This window comes from Subtercola vilae (assembly GCF_004923255.1).
GTDB classification, from domain to species: domain Bacteria; phylum Actinomycetota; class Actinomycetes; order Actinomycetales; family Microbacteriaceae; genus Subtercola; species Subtercola vilae.
The window spans coordinates 40,979-57,495 of sequence record NZ_QYRT01000011.1 but is presented as its reverse complement, the minus strand read 5'-3'; the positions used below and the strand labels follow the sequence as shown (position 1 = coordinate 57,495).

Annotated in this window: 14 protein-coding genes and 1 pseudogene; 3 read left to right on the top strand and 12 right to left on the bottom strand. The window is 65.2% G+C overall.

Annotation, left to right across the window (positions count from 1 at the left end):
* Positions 1-19: 19 nt before the first annotated feature.
* The 11 genes from aroB to D4765_RS07785 form a co-directional block, all read right to left on the bottom strand.
* Positions 20-1,153, bottom strand: a complete 1,134-nt coding sequence (aroB, locus tag D4765_RS07835; protein ID WP_136641736.1) for a 3-dehydroquinate synthase — start codon at positions 1,151-1,153, stop codon at positions 20-22.
* Positions 1,150-1,653 (bottom strand): shikimate kinase, encoded by a 504-nt coding sequence (locus tag D4765_RS07830; RefSeq protein ID WP_136641735.1) that lies wholly within the window; start codon positions 1,651-1,653, stop codon positions 1,150-1,152. The genes aroB and D4765_RS07830 overlap by 4 nt, the downstream gene beginning before the upstream one ends.
* Complete coding sequence (gene aroC, locus D4765_RS07825) at positions 1,650-2,882, bottom strand: chorismate synthase (RefSeq protein WP_136641734.1); 1,233 nt, start codon at positions 2,880-2,882, stop codon at positions 1,650-1,652. Before aroC ends, D4765_RS07830 begins: the two co-directional genes overlap by 4 nt.
* A 21-nt stretch (positions 2,883-2,903) precedes the next feature.
* Positions 2,904-3,845 (bottom strand): shikimate dehydrogenase family protein, encoded by a 942-nt coding sequence (locus D4765_RS07820; protein ID WP_136641733.1) that lies wholly within the window; start codon positions 3,843-3,845, stop codon positions 2,904-2,906.
* Between the two features lie 5 nt (positions 3,846-3,850).
* Entirely contained in the window at positions 3,851-5,056 is a 1,206-nt protein-coding gene (gene mltG / locus D4765_RS07815) for an endolytic transglycosylase MltG (RefSeq protein ID WP_161580390.1), read from the bottom strand.
* Positions 5,056-5,529, bottom strand: a complete 474-nt coding sequence (ruvX, locus tag D4765_RS07810; RefSeq protein ID WP_136641731.1) for a Holliday junction resolvase RuvX — start codon at positions 5,527-5,529, stop codon at positions 5,056-5,058. The genes mltG and ruvX overlap by 1 nt, the downstream gene beginning before the upstream one ends.
* A 43-nt stretch (positions 5,530-5,572) precedes the next feature.
* Entirely contained in the window at positions 5,573-8,236 is a 2,664-nt protein-coding gene (gene alaS, locus D4765_RS07805; protein ID WP_136641730.1) for an alanine--tRNA ligase, read from the bottom strand.
* A complete protein-coding gene (locus tag D4765_RS07800; RefSeq protein WP_237280311.1) occupies positions 8,236-8,469 on the bottom strand; it encodes a hypothetical protein in 234 nt (77 codons plus the stop codon). The genes alaS and D4765_RS07800 overlap by 1 nt, the downstream gene beginning before the upstream one ends.
* 61 nt (positions 8,470-8,530) lie before the next feature.
* On the bottom strand, positions 8,531-8,980 hold the full coding sequence (locus tag D4765_RS07795) for a DUF948 domain-containing protein (RefSeq protein WP_136641728.1): 450 nt from the start codon (positions 8,978-8,980) through the stop codon (positions 8,531-8,533).
* A gap of 143 nt (positions 8,981-9,123) precedes the next feature.
* Positions 9,124-9,759, bottom strand: coding sequence for a 30S ribosomal protein S4 (rpsD, locus tag D4765_RS07790; protein WP_201799257.1), 636 nt, complete (start codon positions 9,757-9,759; stop codon positions 9,124-9,126).
* 238 nt (positions 9,760-9,997) lie between these two features.
* The gene (locus D4765_RS07785; RefSeq protein ID WP_136641726.1) at positions 9,998-11,335 is read right to left on the bottom strand and encodes a replication-associated recombination protein A; all 1,338 of its coding nucleotides are present in this window, start codon (positions 11,333-11,335) and stop codon (positions 9,998-10,000) included.
* 90 nt (positions 11,336-11,425) lie between these two features.
* Here D4765_RS07785 and D4765_RS07780 point away from each other — a divergent pair, with 90 nt between their 5' ends.
* From D4765_RS07780 to D4765_RS20260, 3 genes and pseudogenes are all read left to right on the top strand, one after another.
* Positions 11,426-12,223 (top strand): peptidylprolyl isomerase, encoded by a 798-nt coding sequence (locus D4765_RS07780; protein ID WP_136641725.1) that lies wholly within the window; start codon positions 11,426-11,428, stop codon positions 12,221-12,223.
* A gap of 10 nt (positions 12,224-12,233) precedes the next feature.
* The gene (locus D4765_RS07775; RefSeq protein WP_136641724.1) at positions 12,234-13,463 is read left to right on the top strand and encodes a DUF349 domain-containing protein; all 1,230 of its coding nucleotides are present in this window, start codon (positions 12,234-12,236) and stop codon (positions 13,461-13,463) included.
* 100 nt (positions 13,464-13,563) lie between these two features.
* Positions 13,564-14,121, top strand: a pseudogene (locus D4765_RS20260) (type IV toxin-antitoxin system AbiEi family antitoxin); the annotation flags it as partial.
* A 129-nt stretch (positions 14,122-14,250) separates the two neighbouring features.
* Here D4765_RS20260 and D4765_RS07765 read toward each other — a convergent pair.
* Positions 14,251-16,503, bottom strand: coding sequence for a RelA/SpoT family protein (locus D4765_RS07765; protein WP_136641722.1), 2,253 nt, complete (start codon positions 16,501-16,503; stop codon positions 14,251-14,253).
* Between the last annotated feature and the right edge of the window lie 14 nt (positions 16,504-16,517).

Genomic DNA, 16,517 nt, shown 5'->3' with positions numbered 1-16,517 from the left:
AGAGTGTAGTCGCTTTCGGCTACGAACCGATCTCCTGGTACGCGGCGAACAGCAGGGCGGTCTCCGGCCCCTGCAGAACGGTGGGCTTGGCGATGTCGTCGAGCACGATGAAACGCAGCATGCTGCCGCGCGCCTTCTTGTCACGTTGCATCGCTGCGAGCAGGGTGTTCCAGCGGCCCACGGGGTAGCTCGTGGGCAGGGTGAGCGATTCGAGCACGCTGCGGTGCCGGTCGACCGCGGCGTCTGACAGGCTGCCCGTCAATCGGCCGAGCTCTGCGGCGAACACCATGCCCACCGCCACGGCCGCACCGTGCCGCCACTGGTAGCGCTCGGTGTGCTCGATGGCGTGGCCGAGGGTGTGGCCGTAGTTGAGAATCTCCCGCAGGCCGGCTTCTTTGAAGTCTTCGCCCACGACGCGGGCCTTAAGGCCGATCGAGAGTTCGACCAGGCGCCGAAACTCGGGGCTGGTGGGGTCGGTTGCCTTCGTCACGTCAGCCTCGATGATGTCGAGGATCTCGGGTTCGGCGATGAAGCCCGCCTTCACCACTTCGGCGAAGCCGGCCAGCAGGTCATTACGCGGCAGGCTCACCAGGGTGTCGAGGTCGGCGATGACCTTGGTGGGCGCGTAGAAGGCGCCCACCAGGTTCTTGCCCTCGGCGGTGTTGATGCCGGTCTTGCCGCCGATGGCGGCGTCGACCATGCCGAGCAGCGTGGTGGGCATCTGGATGAGCTGCACCCCGCGAAGCCACGTGGCCGCGACGAAACCGGCGACGTCGGTGGTCGCTCCCCCGCCGAAGCCCACGATGGCATCGGAACGGGTGAAGTCGGCCTGACCGAGAATCTGCCAGAGGAATGACGCCACTTCGATGCGTTTGGCACCCTCGCCGTCGGGAATCTCGGCGAGCAGCACCTCGTAGTCGGCCTTGAGCTCAGTTCTGATCGAACTGGCCCAGTCGGCGAGCTGCGGGGCGTGTACGAGCAGTACCTTGCGAACGCCCGGAGCGAACGAGGACGCCAGGGTGTCGAGCACACCGCGGCCGACCACCACGTCGTATGGGTCGACACCCGAGACGCGGATGACCGTGGGGGTGCTGGGGGTGCTGGCAGTGCTGGCAGTGCTGGCTGCTGAGTCGGTGGTGCCCTCGGTGGTCATACGTTCTCCTTCGTGAGCTGCGCTCGCACCCAGGCGGCGACCTCTTCGGCGATGTCGTCGGCTTTGCGGTGTGAAGTGTCGATGGTGAAGTCGGCCAGGTCGGCGTAGAGGTCGCGCCGGGCATCCACCACCCGCTGCCAGGCCTCGACGTCGGGTACGAGCGGTCGTTTCGAATTGCCGAGCCTGGCCTTGACCGCGTCGCTCGTGACAGTGAAGAGCACAACAAGGCAGGTCTCGAGGTCGAACTGGGTCGCCACGTTCAGTACGGCGCCGCCGCCGAACGACACCACTCCCCCAGCCGAGAGAGCGTGCACGACTTCGGCCCGTTCGAGCTGACGAAAATACGGTTCACCGTGTGTCTCGAAGATCTCGGGAATGGCGCCGTGCAGCGCGACGATCTGCTTGTCGGTATCGGTGAAGCTCTGCCCGAGCAGCTTGGCCACGCGACGGCCGATGCGGGTCTTGCCGGCGGCGGGCGGCCCGATGATGACGACGGTCATGACCTCGAACGAAGCGCTGGTGGGATGTTCGCGAGGTACGACTCGAGGTTGCGGCGCGTCTCGGCGATGGCGTCGCCGCCGAACTTCTCCTGAACAGCGTTGGCCAGCACGAGAGCGACCATCGCCTCGGCCACCACTCCCGCGGCGGGAACGGCGCAGACGTCAGAGCGCTGGTGATGAGCCGAGGCAGCCTCTCCCGTGGCGATGTCGACCGTGCGGAGGGCGTGCGGAATCGTGGCGATGGGCTTCATGCCCGCGCGAACGCGCAGCACGGTGCCCGTACTCATGCCGCCCTCGGTGCCGCCGGCCTTGTCGCTCGAGCGCTCGATCTCGCCGTCGACCTGAAAGAGTTCGTCGTGTGCATCGGAGCCGCGGCGAGTGGTGGTCAGAAAACCGTCGCCCACCTCGACACCCTTGATGGCCTGGATGCCCATCAGCGCAGCCGCGAGCTGCGAGTCAAGCCGCCTGTCCCAGTGCACGTGCGAACCGAGGCCCGGCGGCAGGCCGTACGCGAGCACCTCGACGACGCCGCCGAGCGTGTCGCCGTCTTTGTGGGCCTGGTCGACTTCGGCCACCATGAGCGCCGAGGTCGCCGGGTCGAAGCAGCGCAGCGGGTCTGCATCGAGGCGGTCGACATCGGTGGACAGGGGCAGGGGTGAGTTTTCGGGAACACGCACCGGGCCGATGGAAAGAGTGTGGCTCACGAGGGTGATTCCGAGTTCGCCCAGAAAGTTTCGGGCCACGGCGCCGAGTGCGACGCGCGCTGCCGTCTCACGGGCACTGGCGCGCTCGAGAATCGGGCGGGCCTCGTCGAAGCCGTACTTCTGCATTCCCACCAGATCGGCGTGGCCCGGGCGAGGCCGGGTGAGGGGTGCACCGCGGCCGGAGGTGGGCGTGGCCGGGCCGCCCGACTCGAAGTGCTCTTCGGGGGTCTGCTCGGGGCCGGTGACCGGCTCAGAGCCCATCACGTCGACCCACTTCGGCCACTCGGTGTTGCCGATGCGGATGGCCACCGGGCTGCCGAGCGTGAAACCGTGCACCACGCCGCCCGACACCGTCACCTCGTCTTGCTCGAACTTCATGCGGGCGCCGCGCCCGTAGCCCAGCTTTCGTCGAGCGAGGTCGGTGCGGATATGAGCGAGAGTGACCGGGACACCCGACGGCAGACCTTCAATGATGGCAATGAGTTCTGGGCCGTGCGATTCTCCGGCTGTGAGCCAACGAAGCATGACTAAAATCCTCCCACAGTCTCAGCGCCCAGGCCGACCGCTGAGGCCCACTGCGTCGGCCATGGCCTCGAGAACAGCAGGTTCGTCGTCGAGCACGAGCTCGGGATCGCCCAGCGTGAAGACGCGAACCTGCAGCAGTGCCTGGTGCAGCAGCATCGACAGCCCCGAGACGACGGTGCCGCCGGCACCCTGCCAGCGCGCAGCGAGGGTGCTCGGCCACGGGTGGTACGCCACATCGAGGAGGGCTGAGCCCGGGCTGACGCGCAGGCCGCCGATGTCGTCGGCGGTGAGGGCTTCCCCGGGCAGGGTGCTGATTGTGAGGTCGCCCGACGTGCCGGCGAGTGCTGCGCTGAGCGGAACAAGCTCGACGATGACGCCCACCTGGGCACCGAGCGAAATGAGCTCGGCTGCCTTCGAAGGCGTACGTGCGGCCACGGTGACCAGTTGGGCGCCGAGTTGCGCGGCCGCGACAAGAGCCGACTTCGCGGTGGCGCCGGCGCCCAGAATGAGCACGTGCCGGGCCTGATGGATGCCCGCCGCTTCGACGGCGCGAACGATACCGGCCACATCGGTGTTGAATCCGAGGAGGGTCGGCCGCCCATCCGGTGCCGACGACGAGGCCGAAGCGAGCGCGGCACGCTGCTGCATGTCACCCTGCTGCATGTCACGCTGCGGCACCGCCGGGCCGAACAGCACGGTGTTGGCCGCGCCGGTGAGGCCCGCCAGGCGATCGACAGACGCGAGCAGGGGCAGAACTTCTTCTTTGAGCGGCATTGTGAGCGAGAGGCCACGCCACGAAGCGTCACGGCCGCCGACAAAGTCGGCCAGCTCGCCAGAGCCCACCTCGATCGCCGAGTACTCGGCATCGAAGCCGAGCACCCGGTAGGCGGCTGCGTGCAGCAGCGGCGATTTCGAATGTGCGATGGGAGACCCGAGCACAGCGAGTCGGAGCCGCGGCGGCATCAGACCTACCCGCCCGAACCGGGGTTCGCCGCCGACCAGGCCTGGTACTGCGCGACGGCCTTGTTGTGGTCGTCGAGGTTGCTCGAGAAGACCGTCTCGCCCGTGTCGAGGTTCACCGTCACGAAGTAGATCCAGTCGCCGGCGACAGGGTGCAGCGCCGCGTCGATGGCGGTGTCGCCCGGGTTCGAGATGGGGCCGACGGGCAGGCCCTTGTACACATAGGTGTTGTATTTGTTCGACTCGTCGTTGCGTTCGGCGTCGGTTGTGTCGACGCGCTTCGCACCGGTGCCGTACGCGACGGTAGCGTCACTCTGCAGCGGCATACCGTCGGCAATTCGGTTGACGAACACCCGGGAGACCTTGTAGAAGTCGGGTGTCTGCGCGGCCTCCTTCTGGATGACCGAGGCCAGCGTCAGCGTCTTCTCGCGGTCGGCGGGTGCGACCCCTGCGGCATCGAGCGACTGGAACGCGCGGTCGACCATGGTCTTGATCAGGTCGTGCGCGCTGGTGTTCGGTTCGAACGTGTACGTCGCCGGAAAGAGGTAGCCCTCGATGTTGGGCGCCGAAGCGTCGATTCCGAACTGCGTGAAGTTGGCGGCCTGGGCCTGCAGATCGGTGAGAGCCACCCCGGTGGCGTCGGCGACTTTGGTCAGCACATCGGCGGCGACGGTTCCCTCGGGAATCACCACACTGATCGTGACATGGTTCGTCGGGTTCTCGAGGGCGGTGAGCGCCGACTGCGAGCTCATCTGCTTCGCCAGCGTGTAGGTGCCGGGCTGGAATACCACTGCCGTGGGTTGTTTCAGCAGCAGTGCGTAGAAAGTTGCCGACGACTTGACCACGTCGGCCTTCTGCAGGTTGGTGCCGATCACGTCGCCGGTGTCGCCGCTGGCGATCACGAAACTGACCTTGTCGGCCGTCCCGTCGCCAGAGTAGTCCTCGACGGTCTTAGCGCCGAAGATCTTGTTGATCTGGGGCTCGTACGAGAAGTAGATCGACGTACCGATGGCGCCGAGACCACCCACCAGCACAATCGCCACGATGAGGGTGATGATTCCCCGCAGCGGCCGTCGACGCCGGGGCTCACGGGGGTGGCGGCCAGGATTCGCCGCCTCGCGGGCAGCCCGTCTGCCGTGGTGCTGTGAGCCTTCGGGGGCTTCACGAAAGAATTCGGCAAACGGGTGAGAGTCGGGTGGCTGCGGGTCAGTCACTATGAAATCCTTGAGGTCTTGTCGACGACGACGCCGGGCGGTCTGCCCGAGGCGCGCTCGACATCGAGGGCGTGCTGCAAAAGTATAACGGCGGCAACTTGATCGATCACTGAGCGTGAGTTCTTCGTGGTGCGACCGGTCTTGTGCAATGCGGACTGCGCCGAAACAGTGGTCAACCGCTCATCGATCATGCGCACCGGATGCTCGAATACCTGCGCACATCGGGCCGCGAACTCTTCGGCGTCGGCCGTCGAGGCCGTCGAACCGCCCGACATCGACAGCGGCAGCCCCACGATGAACTCGATCGCGTCGATCTCCCGGGCGATGCTGAGGATGCGCGCGATGTCGGCACCGCCGCTCGCGGCCCGGGCGACGGTCTCGACGGGGGTGGCGAGAATGCCGTGGAAGTCGGAGCGGGCGATGCCCACCCGAGCCTTCCCGACATCGATGCCCAGCCGAACGCCCGAGCGCATGGCTGGGCGTTCGGGCGAGCGTTCGGCTGCCGTGCTGTTGTCGCTAATGCGTCGAACCCACGGCCTGGCGAATGCCCGCGAGAGCATCGTCGAGAGCGTCGACGTTCGTGCCGCCGCCCTGGGCGAGGTCGTCTTTGCCGCCCCCGCCACCGCCCAGAATCGAGGCGGCGAGCTTGGCCAGCGCGCCCGCCTTGAGCGAGGCGCTGCGTGCTTCTGCCGTGGTGGCCACGATGACGACAGGCTTGCCGGCAACGGCGGCGGCCAGCGCGACGACTGCCGCGTCGGAGCCGAGGCGTTCGCGAACACCGGTGACGAGCATCCGGAGGTCATCGCTCGAGCGAAGCTCCCCCACGTTCTCTGCGACCAGGCTGACGTCGCCGACGCGCACGACGTTCGCGACAAGTGCAGGCACTCGGGAAGAGAGCGCGCTCGCTTCGTAGGCGGCGATCTTCTTCTCAGCGGCCTTGAGGTTCGCGGCCAGGTCTGCAATGCGCGCGGTGAGTTCGTCACGCGGGGCCTTCAGCGACGACGAGAGCTGCGAGACGATGGCACGCTCGGTGGCGAAGTCCCTGAACGCGTCGGCGCCGACAAGCGACTCGATGCGGCGGTTGGTCGACCCGACAGACGATTCGCCCAGCAGGTTGATCAGACCGATCTCTGACGTGTGCACCACGTGAGTGCCGCCGCAGAGCTCGCGCGACCAGGGGCCGCCGATCTCTACCATGCGCACGACATCGCCGTACTTCTCACCGAACAACGCCATCGCGCCGAGCTTCTTGGCGTCGTCGACGGCCATTTCGCGGGTGATGACCTCGAAGTCGTTGCGCACGGCCGTGTTGGAGATCTCTTCGATCTCCGACTTGGTCTCTGCCGATAGCGGCTGGCTCCAGGTGAAGTCGAGTCGCAGGTAGCCGGCCTTGTTGTACGAACCCGACTGGTGCGCGGTCGAACCGAGAATCTCGCGAAGCGCGGCATGCACAATGTGGGTTCCCGAGTGCGACTGGGTCGCGCCCTTTCGCCACTCGTGGTCGACCACGCTGCGCGCGGGGTCGCCCACGGCGACCTGGCCGCTCACCACGCGGGAACGGTGGCTGATGAGCCCCTTAACCGGCTTCTGCACGTCGAGCACCTCGAGCTCGAACCCGTTGCCGACGATGGAACCGGAGTCGGCCTCCTGGCCCCCCGACTCGGCGTAGAGGCTCGTCTCGGCGAGAATGACCTCGACGAGCTCACCGGTCACGGCCGTGGCCACCGACTGGCCGTCGATGATGAGGCCGAGCACGCGCGACTCTGTCTCGAGCTCGGTGTAGCCGGTGAAGACGGTCTCACCCACAGCGCGGAACTCGGCGAAAGCCGACAGATCGTTCGCGCCGAGCTTCTTGGTCTTCGCGTCGGCCTTTGCACGCTGCTTCTGTTCGGTCATCAGACGCTCGAACGCAACGCGGTCAACCGCGAGGCCGGCCTCTTCTGCGATCTCGACCGTGAGGTCGATGGGAAAACCGAAGGTGTCGTGCAGCTGAAAAGCGGTGTCTCCGGCCAGAGCCGTGGTGCCCTCTGACTTCGTCTTGAGCACGGCGAGATCGAGGATGCTCGTGCCACCCGTGAGCGTGCGGAGGAACGCCTCCTCTTCGGCGTACGCCGTGCGGGAGATGCGCTCGTAGTCGGCCTCGACCTCGGGGTACGCGGCCGACATCGCGTCACGCGACGCAGGGAAGAGTTCGGGAAAGGTCGAACGGTCGACACCGAGCAGTCGCATGCTGCGCACGGTGCGGCGCATCAGGCGGCGAAGTACGTAGCCGCGCCCCTCATTCGACGGAGTCACACCGTCTGACATGAGCATGAGCGCCGAGCGAACGTGATCAGCAACCACGCGCATCCGTACGTCGTCGTCGTGGTCGGCGCCGTAACGGCGACCAGAGAGGTCGGCCGCGAGGTCGAGCACGGGCCGCACCTGGTCGATCTCGTACAGATTCTCGACCTTCTGCTTGATGAAAGCCACCCGCTCGAGACCCATTCCGGTGTCGATGTTCTTGCGCGGCAACTCACCGAGGATGTCGAAGTCGACTTTCGACTTCACATTGCCGATGAGGTACTGCATGAACACGAGGTTCCAGATCTCGATGTAGCGGTTCTCGTCGGCCGCAGGGCCGCCTTCGGCGCCGTACTCGGGGCCGCGGTCGAAGTAGATCTCCGAGCAGGGGCCAGCGGGGCCGGGCTGGCCGGTCGACCAGTAGTTGTCTTCTTTGCCGAGGCGCTGGATGCGGTGGTCGGGCAGGCCCGCCGTCTTCTTCCACATCGCGATGGCTTCGTCGTCGTCTTCGTAGACGGTGACCCAGAGATCTTTTTCGGCAAAACCGAGCCCGCCGTCGGCTTCGGGCGTTGTCAGAAGCTCCCACGCGAACTCGATGGCCTGCTCTTTGAAGTAGTCACCGAACGAGAAGTTGCCGTTCATCTGAAAGAACGTGCCGTGGCGGGTGGTCTTGCCCACCTCTTCGATGTCGAGGGTGCGGATGCACTTCTGCACGCTGGTGGCACGTTTGAACGGCGCGGGTACCAACCCCGACATGTACGGGATGAACGGCACCATTCCGGCGACCGTGAAGAGCAGTGTGGGGTCTTCGCTGACCAGCGATGCAGACGGAACGACCGTGTGCCCGCGATCGGCGAAGAACGTCAGCCAGCGCTGGCGGATGTCGGCGGTGAGCACTACTTCGCAGCTGCCTTCTTCACGGTGTCTTTCACCGTGTCGCCGGCGTCGCCGATGGCGGCGCGCAGTTCGGATTCACGCTCGTGATAACCGTCGACCAGTGCGTCGGAGAAGTCTTTGATCTTCGAGTCGAGCTCGGCGAAGATCTTCTTGCCCTGGGCGGTCTGGTTGAACTGGTGTGCGGCCAAGACGCCGACCGTAATACCGGCGGCAAACCACAGAACTTTCTTCACGACGCGCTCCTTGTGTTTCATGTGTGTATCAGTGTGAAATCGATGACCAGTTTAGTGCGTGTCAATAGTCTGACCGCGGGGCCTTCGGCTTCTTTGTGGATGCCCGGGCCGCGCGTCGCCCTGTGGAGGAGTTGCCTCCCGTATTGGTGTTCTCCTCAGCAAGGTCTCGGCCGCCGCGGATGGCCGCGCGCACCGCTGCGCTGAAGCCCGCGATCTTGATCAAGGGGCCGCCGACACTCGCTGCGAACAGCGCCACAAGCGAGTTCACGTTGCCGGTGACCTCTGCCACGTTCGACGTGATCGCGTCGACCCGGGCGAGCTGCTTGTTCGCCTCCTGAATCGTGACGGTGCTCTCTTCGAGGATGGGCGTGATGCCCTTGCTCACATCACGGATGGCGAGGGTGGTCTCATCGAACACCTTGCCGAGTTTGACCAGTGGGAGCGCCAGGATGGCGACCAGAATCGCGAACACTCCGGCGGCAATCAGACCTGCGATGTCTCCACCCGACATGGGGCACTCCTCTTCGGTTCGATGATTCAGGGTTTGTGATGCACGAGTGATGAAAAAAGGGCGGGCCACCCGAAGGTGACCCGCCCTAAGCGTAGCTGGCACGAACTGCCAGAACGACGTCGCCGGTCAGGCGAAGACGAAAACTAGCGAGCCGCGTAGTACTCGACGACGAGCTGAACTTCACAGGTCACGGGAACCTCGGCGCGCTTGGGGCGACGCTCGAGACGGGCCTGAAGCTTGTCGATCTCGACCGAGAGGTAACCGGGAACCTTGGGCAGAACGTCGACGTGGCCACCGGCTGCGGCAACCTGGAACGGAGGCAGCGCCTCTGAACGAGCGTGAACGTGAATCATCTGGCCGGGCTTGACGCGGAACGACGGGCGGTCGACGCGCGCACCATCGACGAGGATGTGACGGTGAACGATCAGCTGGCGAGCCTGGGCCGTGGTGCGGGCGAACCCGGCACGCAGAACCAGTGCGTCGAGACGCATCTCGAGCAGCTCGACCAGGTTCTCACCGGTCAGTCCGCCGCCGCGACGAGCCTCTTCGAACGCGATCTTCAGCTGGGCCTCGCGAATGCCGTACTGGGCACGCAGACGCTGCTTCTCGCGGAGGCGCACCGCGTAGTCGGAGTCGGTCTTGCGCTTCGTGCGGCCGTGCTCACCCGGAGCGTAGGGACGCTTCTCGAGGTACTTGGCCGCCTTGGGGGTCAGCGCAATGCCGAGGGCCCTCGAAAGGCGGGTCTTGCTGCGGGTACGTGACTTGGTAGACACAAACATCCTTCAAAAGTAGAGATCTGAATAAGAAATGAGACGTGCACTCGTTCGCCCACTGGGCTGTCGAGTTTCATACGCGTTCGCCGGCCGAGGGCAGGCGAAGCAATATATTCAGAGGGATGGGTCAGGCGGTTCGGCTAAAGAACTCGCTCTTCCTTGTCTGGGGTCTCTCGCAGCCGCGCTAAAGACGCCCAAAAGTAGGCCTTGAGAAGATTATCACAGTCACGGAGCCGAAACAGGCTCAACCACGCGTGATCTTACGGATCTTCTCCAGCCGCGCCGCCACATCCCGCTCGTTGCCGTGCTCGGTGGGCCGGTAGTACTCGGTTCCGGTCAGTTCGTCGGGCAGGTACTGCTGCGCTAGCACCCCGAGCTCGGCATCGTGCGGGTATTTGTAGCCCTTGCCGTGCCCGAGTCGTTTCGCGCCCGGATAGTGCGCATCGCGCAAGTGTTTGGGCACGCGCCCGGCCTTTCCCGCGCGCACATCGGCGATAGCCCTATCGATCGCCAGGTACGACGCGTTCGACTTCGGCGCCGTCGCGAGGTACACGACGGCCTCGGCCAGCGGGATGCGCCCCTCCGGCATTCCGATGAACGCCACTGCGTCGGCCGCGGCAGTTGCAATGACCAGCGCCTGCGGATCGGCCAGCCCGATGTCTTCGGCCGCCGAGATGATGATGCGCCGGGCGATGAAGCGTGGGTCTTCGCCCGCCTCGATCATGCGTGCGAGGTAGTGGATGGCCGCATCCACGTCAGACCCGCGCACCGACTTGATGAAGGCGCTGATGACGTCGTAGTGCTCATCACCGTTGCGGTCGTAGCGCAGCAGCGCCCGGTCGACGGCCTGAGCCACGATCTCCGCGGTGATCTCCGGCGTGACGTCGGAGTCGAGAGACACTCCGGCGAGCACCGCTGTCGACGCGGCTTCGAGGGCGGTGAGGGCTCGCCGGGCATCGCCTGATGCGAGCCGGATGATCGTGGCCCTCGCCTCGTCATTCAGGCTCACCCGCCCGGCGAGCCCCCGGGCATCCAGAACCGCCCTGTCGACGAGAAGACCGAGGTCGTCGTCGCTCAGCGGCTCGAGGGTGAGCAGTAGGGAACGCGAGAGCAGCGGTGAGATGACCGAGAACGAAGGGTTCTCGGTGGTGGCCGCCACCAGGATGACCCAGCCGTTCTCGACCCCGGGAAGCAGAGCGTCTTGCTGCGCCTTCGAGAAGCGGTGGATCTCGTCGAGAAAGAGAACCGTCGACACGCCGTAGAGGTCACGGCTTCGAAAAGCCTCTTCCATGACTTGGCGCACGTCTTTCACGCCGGCGGTCACGGCCGACAGCTCGACGAACTTGCGGTTCGAACTGTGCGCGATGGCCTGCGCCAGCGTGGTCTTGCCGGTACCCGGCGGGCCCCACAGGATGATCGACACCGACCCCTGCGCACCACTCTCGTCGGTCGCCAGATTCACCAGCGGTGAGCCGGGCCGCAACAGGTGTTTCTGGCCCGCGACCTCATCGAGGCTCTTCGGGCGCATGCGTACCGCCAGCGGAACGGCTCCCGCGTGGAGCCCGGGCTGCGAGGTGACCATGCTCTTATTGTAAAGTTCTCGGGGGCCTGCGCGTTTTTCGCGCCGGACGCAACACAACGTTCTGCCGGTCGACCCGGTGGTGGAGGATTCGTGGCACCGACCAATTCCGAGCGCGAGGCACGCGAAGCCAAGCAGAGGCTCCGTAACTACCAGGCGCGCCAGAGCGTGCATGCCAGCCAGGTCACCCGTCGAAAGCGCGACAACATCGTCTCGGTGATCGTGGTGCTCGTCGTCGTGGCCGTGGCCATCGTGGTGCAGACCCTCTACTTCACGGGTGGCCCGGGCGCGCCGGTGCCGTCGCCCTCGGCCACGGCGTCTGTGGCCCCCACTCCCTCGGCCACGCCGAACGCCTCGGCAAACAGCGGAACCGTGCCCGCAGCCACCATCGCCGCCGGTCGCGACTGGACGGGTACGCTCACCCTGAACCAGATCGCTCTCGGCTTCACCCTGAACGGTGCCGCAGCGCCCCAGGCCGTGTCGTCGACCATCTCGCTCATCCAGGCGGGCTTCTACACCGGCGTCACGTGCCACCGCCTCACCGTCACGGGTATTTTCGTACTGCAGTGCGGCGACCCCACCGGCACGGGCAACGGTGGCCCCGGCTACTATTACGGCCCCGTCGAGAACGCTCCGACCGACAACGTCTACAAGGCGGGCACCATCGCCATGGCTCGTGTCGGAGACCAGGCCTACAGCGAAGGCAGCCAGTTCTTCATCGTCTACGCCGACAGCACGATTCCGGCAGACACGGTAGGGGGCTACACCGTCATCGGCCAGGTCACCAGTGGCCTCGACCAGCTGCAGAGTGGGGTGATTGCCGCCGGTGTGACCTCAGGAACCGAGACTCCGGCTGTTCCCACCACAATCACCAGCGTCACTGTGCAGTAGGGTGAATTTCGTGACCAGTACTGACCAGCATCCATGGGGACGCGTTGACGAGACCGGAACGGTCTACCTACGCGAAGCCTCTGGCGAGCGTGTGGTGGGCCAGTTTCCCGACGGCACACCCGAAGAAGCTCTCGCCTATTTCGAACGCAAGTACACCGACCTTGCCGGCCAGGTGACTCTCCTCGAACAGCGTGTCAAACGCGGCGCCTCGGCGTCTGACGTGAGCAAGGCCGTTTCGACGCTCTCGAGTGCCATCACGACTGCGAACGCCATCGGCGACCTCGAGTCGCTGAAGAAGCGGGTCGATGCACTCTCCGAGGCCGTTTCGTCGCTGACAGAGAAGCAGCAGGGTGAAGCCAAGGCGTTGCTCACCGACGCCATCGCTGAGCGCACGGCCATCGTCGAAGAAGTCGAAGCCCTGTCACTCGAAGACCCGGCCAAGGCCCAGTGGAAGCAGGTGACCGCCCGCCTCGACGAGATGTTCGCGCGCTGGCAGAAGCACCAGCAAGACGGCCCGCGCCTGCCTCGCACCGAAGCCGGCGAGCTGTGGAAGCGTTTTCGCGACGCCCGCACGATCATCGAAGGCCACCGCAAAGCATTCTTCGCCGAGCTCGACACGGCTCACCGTGACGCCCGTTCGAAGAAGCAGCAACTCGTCGAACGCGCTGAGGCGCTGCTGCCGAAGGGCGCCGACGGCGTCAACGCCTACCGTGACCTGCTCACGGAGTGGAAGAATGCGGGCCGCGCAGGCAAGCGTGTCGACGACACTCTGTGGGACAAGTTCAAGGCCGCCGGCGACCTGCTCTACGCCGCCCGCGGTGAGGTCGTGGCCAAAGACGACGAAGAGTTCTCCGAGAACCTCGCAGCCAAGCTCGCGCTGCTGACCGAAGCCGACCCTCTGCTCACCGAGACCGACCGAACCATCGCTCGCGACAAGCTGAGCTCCATTCAGCGCCGCTGGGACGAGATCGGCAAGGTTCCTCGCGACCAGGTGAAGGTCGTCGACGAGCGGCTCCGCAAAATCGAAGCCGCCGTTCGCAAGCTCGACGAAGACTTCTGGCAGAAGAACAATCCCGAGAAGAAGGCGCGTGCAGAGGGCCTCGCCGGCCAGCTCACCGATGCCATCGCCAAGCTGCAAGGCGAGATCGACGCGGCCAAGGCCGCCGGAAACACCTCGAAGGTGGCCGAGCTTCAAGAGGCTCTGGATGCCCGCAAGGTGTGGCTCGACGCACTGAACTAGCGCGGGCGGGGGTTATCCCCCGTCTGTCGTGGCGGAGTAGTTCTCCACAGATGGCTCTGTGACGCGTCGGAGCTGGGCGACAGAGGCTCATGCTGGGCCCATGTCATCAGTCGTTGCTGTGTCTTCTTCTCTGTACTCGTCTCGGTCTTTGTCTAGGTCTTCGTCTTCGTCTTCGTCTTCGTCGTTCGCTCGTTCTTCCTCGTCACTGGGCCTTGCCAGCGCGTTCAGCGTTGCCGAGCTCTCTGCGCTCCGACTCGACGGCGAGGTGTTCGCGGTCGACGAAGAGTACGCGAGTGTGGCCGAACCCGAGACCGTGTTGCTGCGGGCGCAGGCGGCCCTCCGCAGTACACCTCGGTGGGGCATCCTCGAGCGCCGCAGTGCGCTGTGGTTGTACGGGGCCCTCGGTCGGGCGCCGACTCCTCACCAGGTCTGCGTCGAGGCACAGAGCTCGCGTCGGGCTTCGTCGTCACACGACTTCGAGATTCGTGAGGTCGTACTGGGTGCGGGTGACGTGGTTCTGGTGGGTGGGGTTGCCGTAACCTCGCTCATTCGAACGGTCATCGACATTGCCCGAACAGCGCAGACGTTCGAGAGCACGACGGTGGCCGCCCTAGCGGCTCTCCTTGTCACGTCGGGGGTCAGCTTCGACGACATTGCCAGCCGTCTGCGGCCCGCCCGCGGTCTTCCGCACAAGCTCGTGGCGCTGCATCGCCTGAGACGTGTGTTCGACCTGATCGAGGCCGAAGAGCCCGAGGCCCAAGAGCCCGAGGCCGAAGCGACCGGTCGCCTATCCCCCGCTGACGCGGTAGACGTCGTAGACGGCGTCGATGCGCCGCACCGCGTTCAGTACGCGGTCGAGGTGGGTGGTGTCACCCATTTCGAAGACGAACCGGCTGATGGCCAGGCGGTCGCGTGACGTACTGACCGTAGCCGACAGAATGTTCACGTGGTGCTCAGACAAGACGCGGGTGACGTCGGAGAGAAGACCCGAGCGGTCGAGTGCCTCGACCTGGATCTGCACCAGGAAGACACTCTTCGACGATGGAGCCCAATCGACCTCGATCATGCGTTCGGGTTCGAGCAGCAGCGACTTCACGTTGTGGCAGTCCGACTGGTGAACCGAGACACCGGTGCCGCGGGTCACGAAGCCCACGATGTCGTCGCCCGGCACCGGAGTGCAGCACTTCGCGAGCTTCACCAGAATGTCGGGGGCGCCACGAACCAGCACACCAGACTCGCTGTGTGATGAGCGTGGGCGTCGGCCCACACCGACGTCGATCTCGCTGTCGTCGCTCTCGACCTCGGTCTGCAGCGACTGCAGCACCTTCTCGATGACCGACTGCGTCGAGACGTGGCCCTCGCCGATGGCCGCGTACAGAGCCTCGACGTTGTCGTAGTTCAGCTGGGCGGCCACCTCGGTGAACGAATCCTGGCTCATCAGTTTCTGCAGGGGCAGATTCTGCTTGCGCATGGCCCGTGCAATGGAGTCGCGACCCTGCTCGATGGCCTCGTCGCGGCGCTCCTTGGTGAACCATTGGCGAATCTTGTTGCGCGCCCGAGGGCTCTGAACGAACGTGAGCCAGTCTTGGCTCGGGCCCGAGTCGGGGTTCTTCGAGGTGAAGACCTCGACAACATCGCCCGTCGTGAGTGAGCTCTCTAGCGGAACTAGGCGACCATTGACCTTGGCGCCCATGGTGCGATGGCCTACTTCGGTGTGCACCGCGTAGGCGAAGTCGACCGGGGTGGCACCGGCAGGCAGGCCGATGACCCGGCCCTTCGGAGTGAAGACGTAGACCTCTTTGGCACCGATCTCGAATCGCAGCGAGTCGAGAAACTCGCCCGGGTCGACCGTTTCGGCCTGCCAGTCGGAGATGCGGGCGAGCCACGCCATGTCGGCGTCTCCCCGGTCGTCAGCCGTGGCGGTCTTACCGGAGTTGACGCGCTCTTTGTACTTCCAGTGCGCGGCGACACCGAACTCGGCCCGCTGATGCATCTCGTTGGTGCGAATCTGAATCTCGACCGCCCGGCCGCCGGGGCCGACAACCGTGGTGTGAAGAGACTGGTAGAGGTTGAACTTGGGTGTCGCTATGTAATCTTTGAACCGGCCGGGCATCGGTGTCCAGCGGGCGTGAATCGCGCCGAGAACGGCGTAACAGTCGCGAACCGAGTTCACGAGTACGCGAATACCGACGAGGTCGTAGATCTCATCGAACTCCCGCCCCCGCACGATCATCTTCTGGTAGATCGAGTAGTACTGCTTAGGTCGGCCCGCGACCTTGCCGCGAATCTTCGACGTCTTCAGGTCGTCGGTGACCATGTCGATGACCTGCTGCACGTACTCTTCACGCTGAGGCGTTCGCTGTCGCACGAGATTCTCGATCTCGACGTAGAGCTTCGGTGACAGAACGGCGAACGAGAGGTCTTCGAGCTCCCATTTGATGGCCTGGATGCCCAACCGATGAGCGAGCGGCGCATAGATCTCGAGGGTCTCCTGCGCCTTGCGGGTCGACGACTCGGGTGACACGAAGCCCCAGGTGCGGGCGTTGTGCAGCCGGTCGGCCAGCTTGATGATCAGTACCCTGATGTCTTTCGACATCGCCACGATCATCTTTCGAACGGTCTCGGCCTGCGCGCTCTCGCCATACTTGACCTTGTCGAGCTTGGTCACGCCGTCAACCAGCATGGCGACCTCGTCACCGAACTCGGCCCGCAGTGAGTCGAGGGAGTAGTCGGTGTCTTCGACCGTGTCGTGCAGCAGTGCCGCAGCGATGGTCTTGGTACCGATTCCGAGCTCCGCGAGAATTTGCGCGACGGCGACCGGATGCGTGATGTACGGCTCGCCGCTGCGTCGCTTCTGGCCGTCGTGGGCACGTTCGGCAACCGTGTAGGCCCGCTCGATGATGCTGAGATCGGCCTTGGGGTGATTCGACCGAACGGTGCGAATGAGCGTGTCGACCGCGCCGGCAGGTTGCGCACGGGAGAACAGACGCGGTACGAGACGCCTCAACGACGCGTTGGTCGAAGCCGTGGTTTCGGTCATGTCATCGCCTCCGG

What these genes read in the sequence shown, in the direction of transcription:
- aroB (WP_136641736.1), bottom strand. Translation starts at nt 1,153, where the DNA reads ATGACCACCGAGGGCACCACCGACTCAGCAGCCAGCACTGCCAGCACT.
- D4765_RS07830 (WP_136641735.1), bottom strand. Translation starts at nt 1,653, where the DNA reads ATGACCGTCGTCATCATCGGGCCGCCCGCCGCCGGCAAGACCCGCATC.
- aroC (WP_136641734.1), bottom strand. Translation starts at nt 2,882, where the DNA reads ATGCTTCGTTGGCTCACAGCCGGAGAATCGCACGGCCCAGAACTCATT.
- D4765_RS07820 (WP_136641733.1), bottom strand. Translation starts at nt 3,845, where the DNA reads ATGCCGCCGCGGCTCCGACTCGCTGTGCTCGGGTCTCCCATCGCACAT.
- ruvX (WP_136641731.1), bottom strand. Translation starts at nt 5,529, where the DNA reads ATGCGCTCGGGCGTTCGGCTGGGCATCGATGTCGGGAAGGCTCGGGTG.
- D4765_RS07795 (WP_136641728.1), bottom strand. Translation starts at nt 8,980, where the DNA reads ATGTCGGGTGGAGACATCGCAGGTCTGATTGCCGCCGGAGTGTTCGCG.
- rpsD (WP_201799257.1), bottom strand. Translation starts at nt 9,759, where the DNA reads ATGTTTGTGTCTACCAAGTCACGTACCCGCAGCAAGACCCGCCTTTCG.
- D4765_RS07785 (WP_136641726.1), bottom strand. Translation starts at nt 11,335, where the DNA reads ATGGTCACCTCGCAGCCCGGGCTCCACGCGGGAGCCGTTCCGCTGGCG.
- D4765_RS07765 (WP_136641722.1), bottom strand. Translation starts at nt 16,503, where the DNA reads ATGACCGAAACCACGGCTTCGACCAACGCGTCGTTGAGGCGTCTCGTA.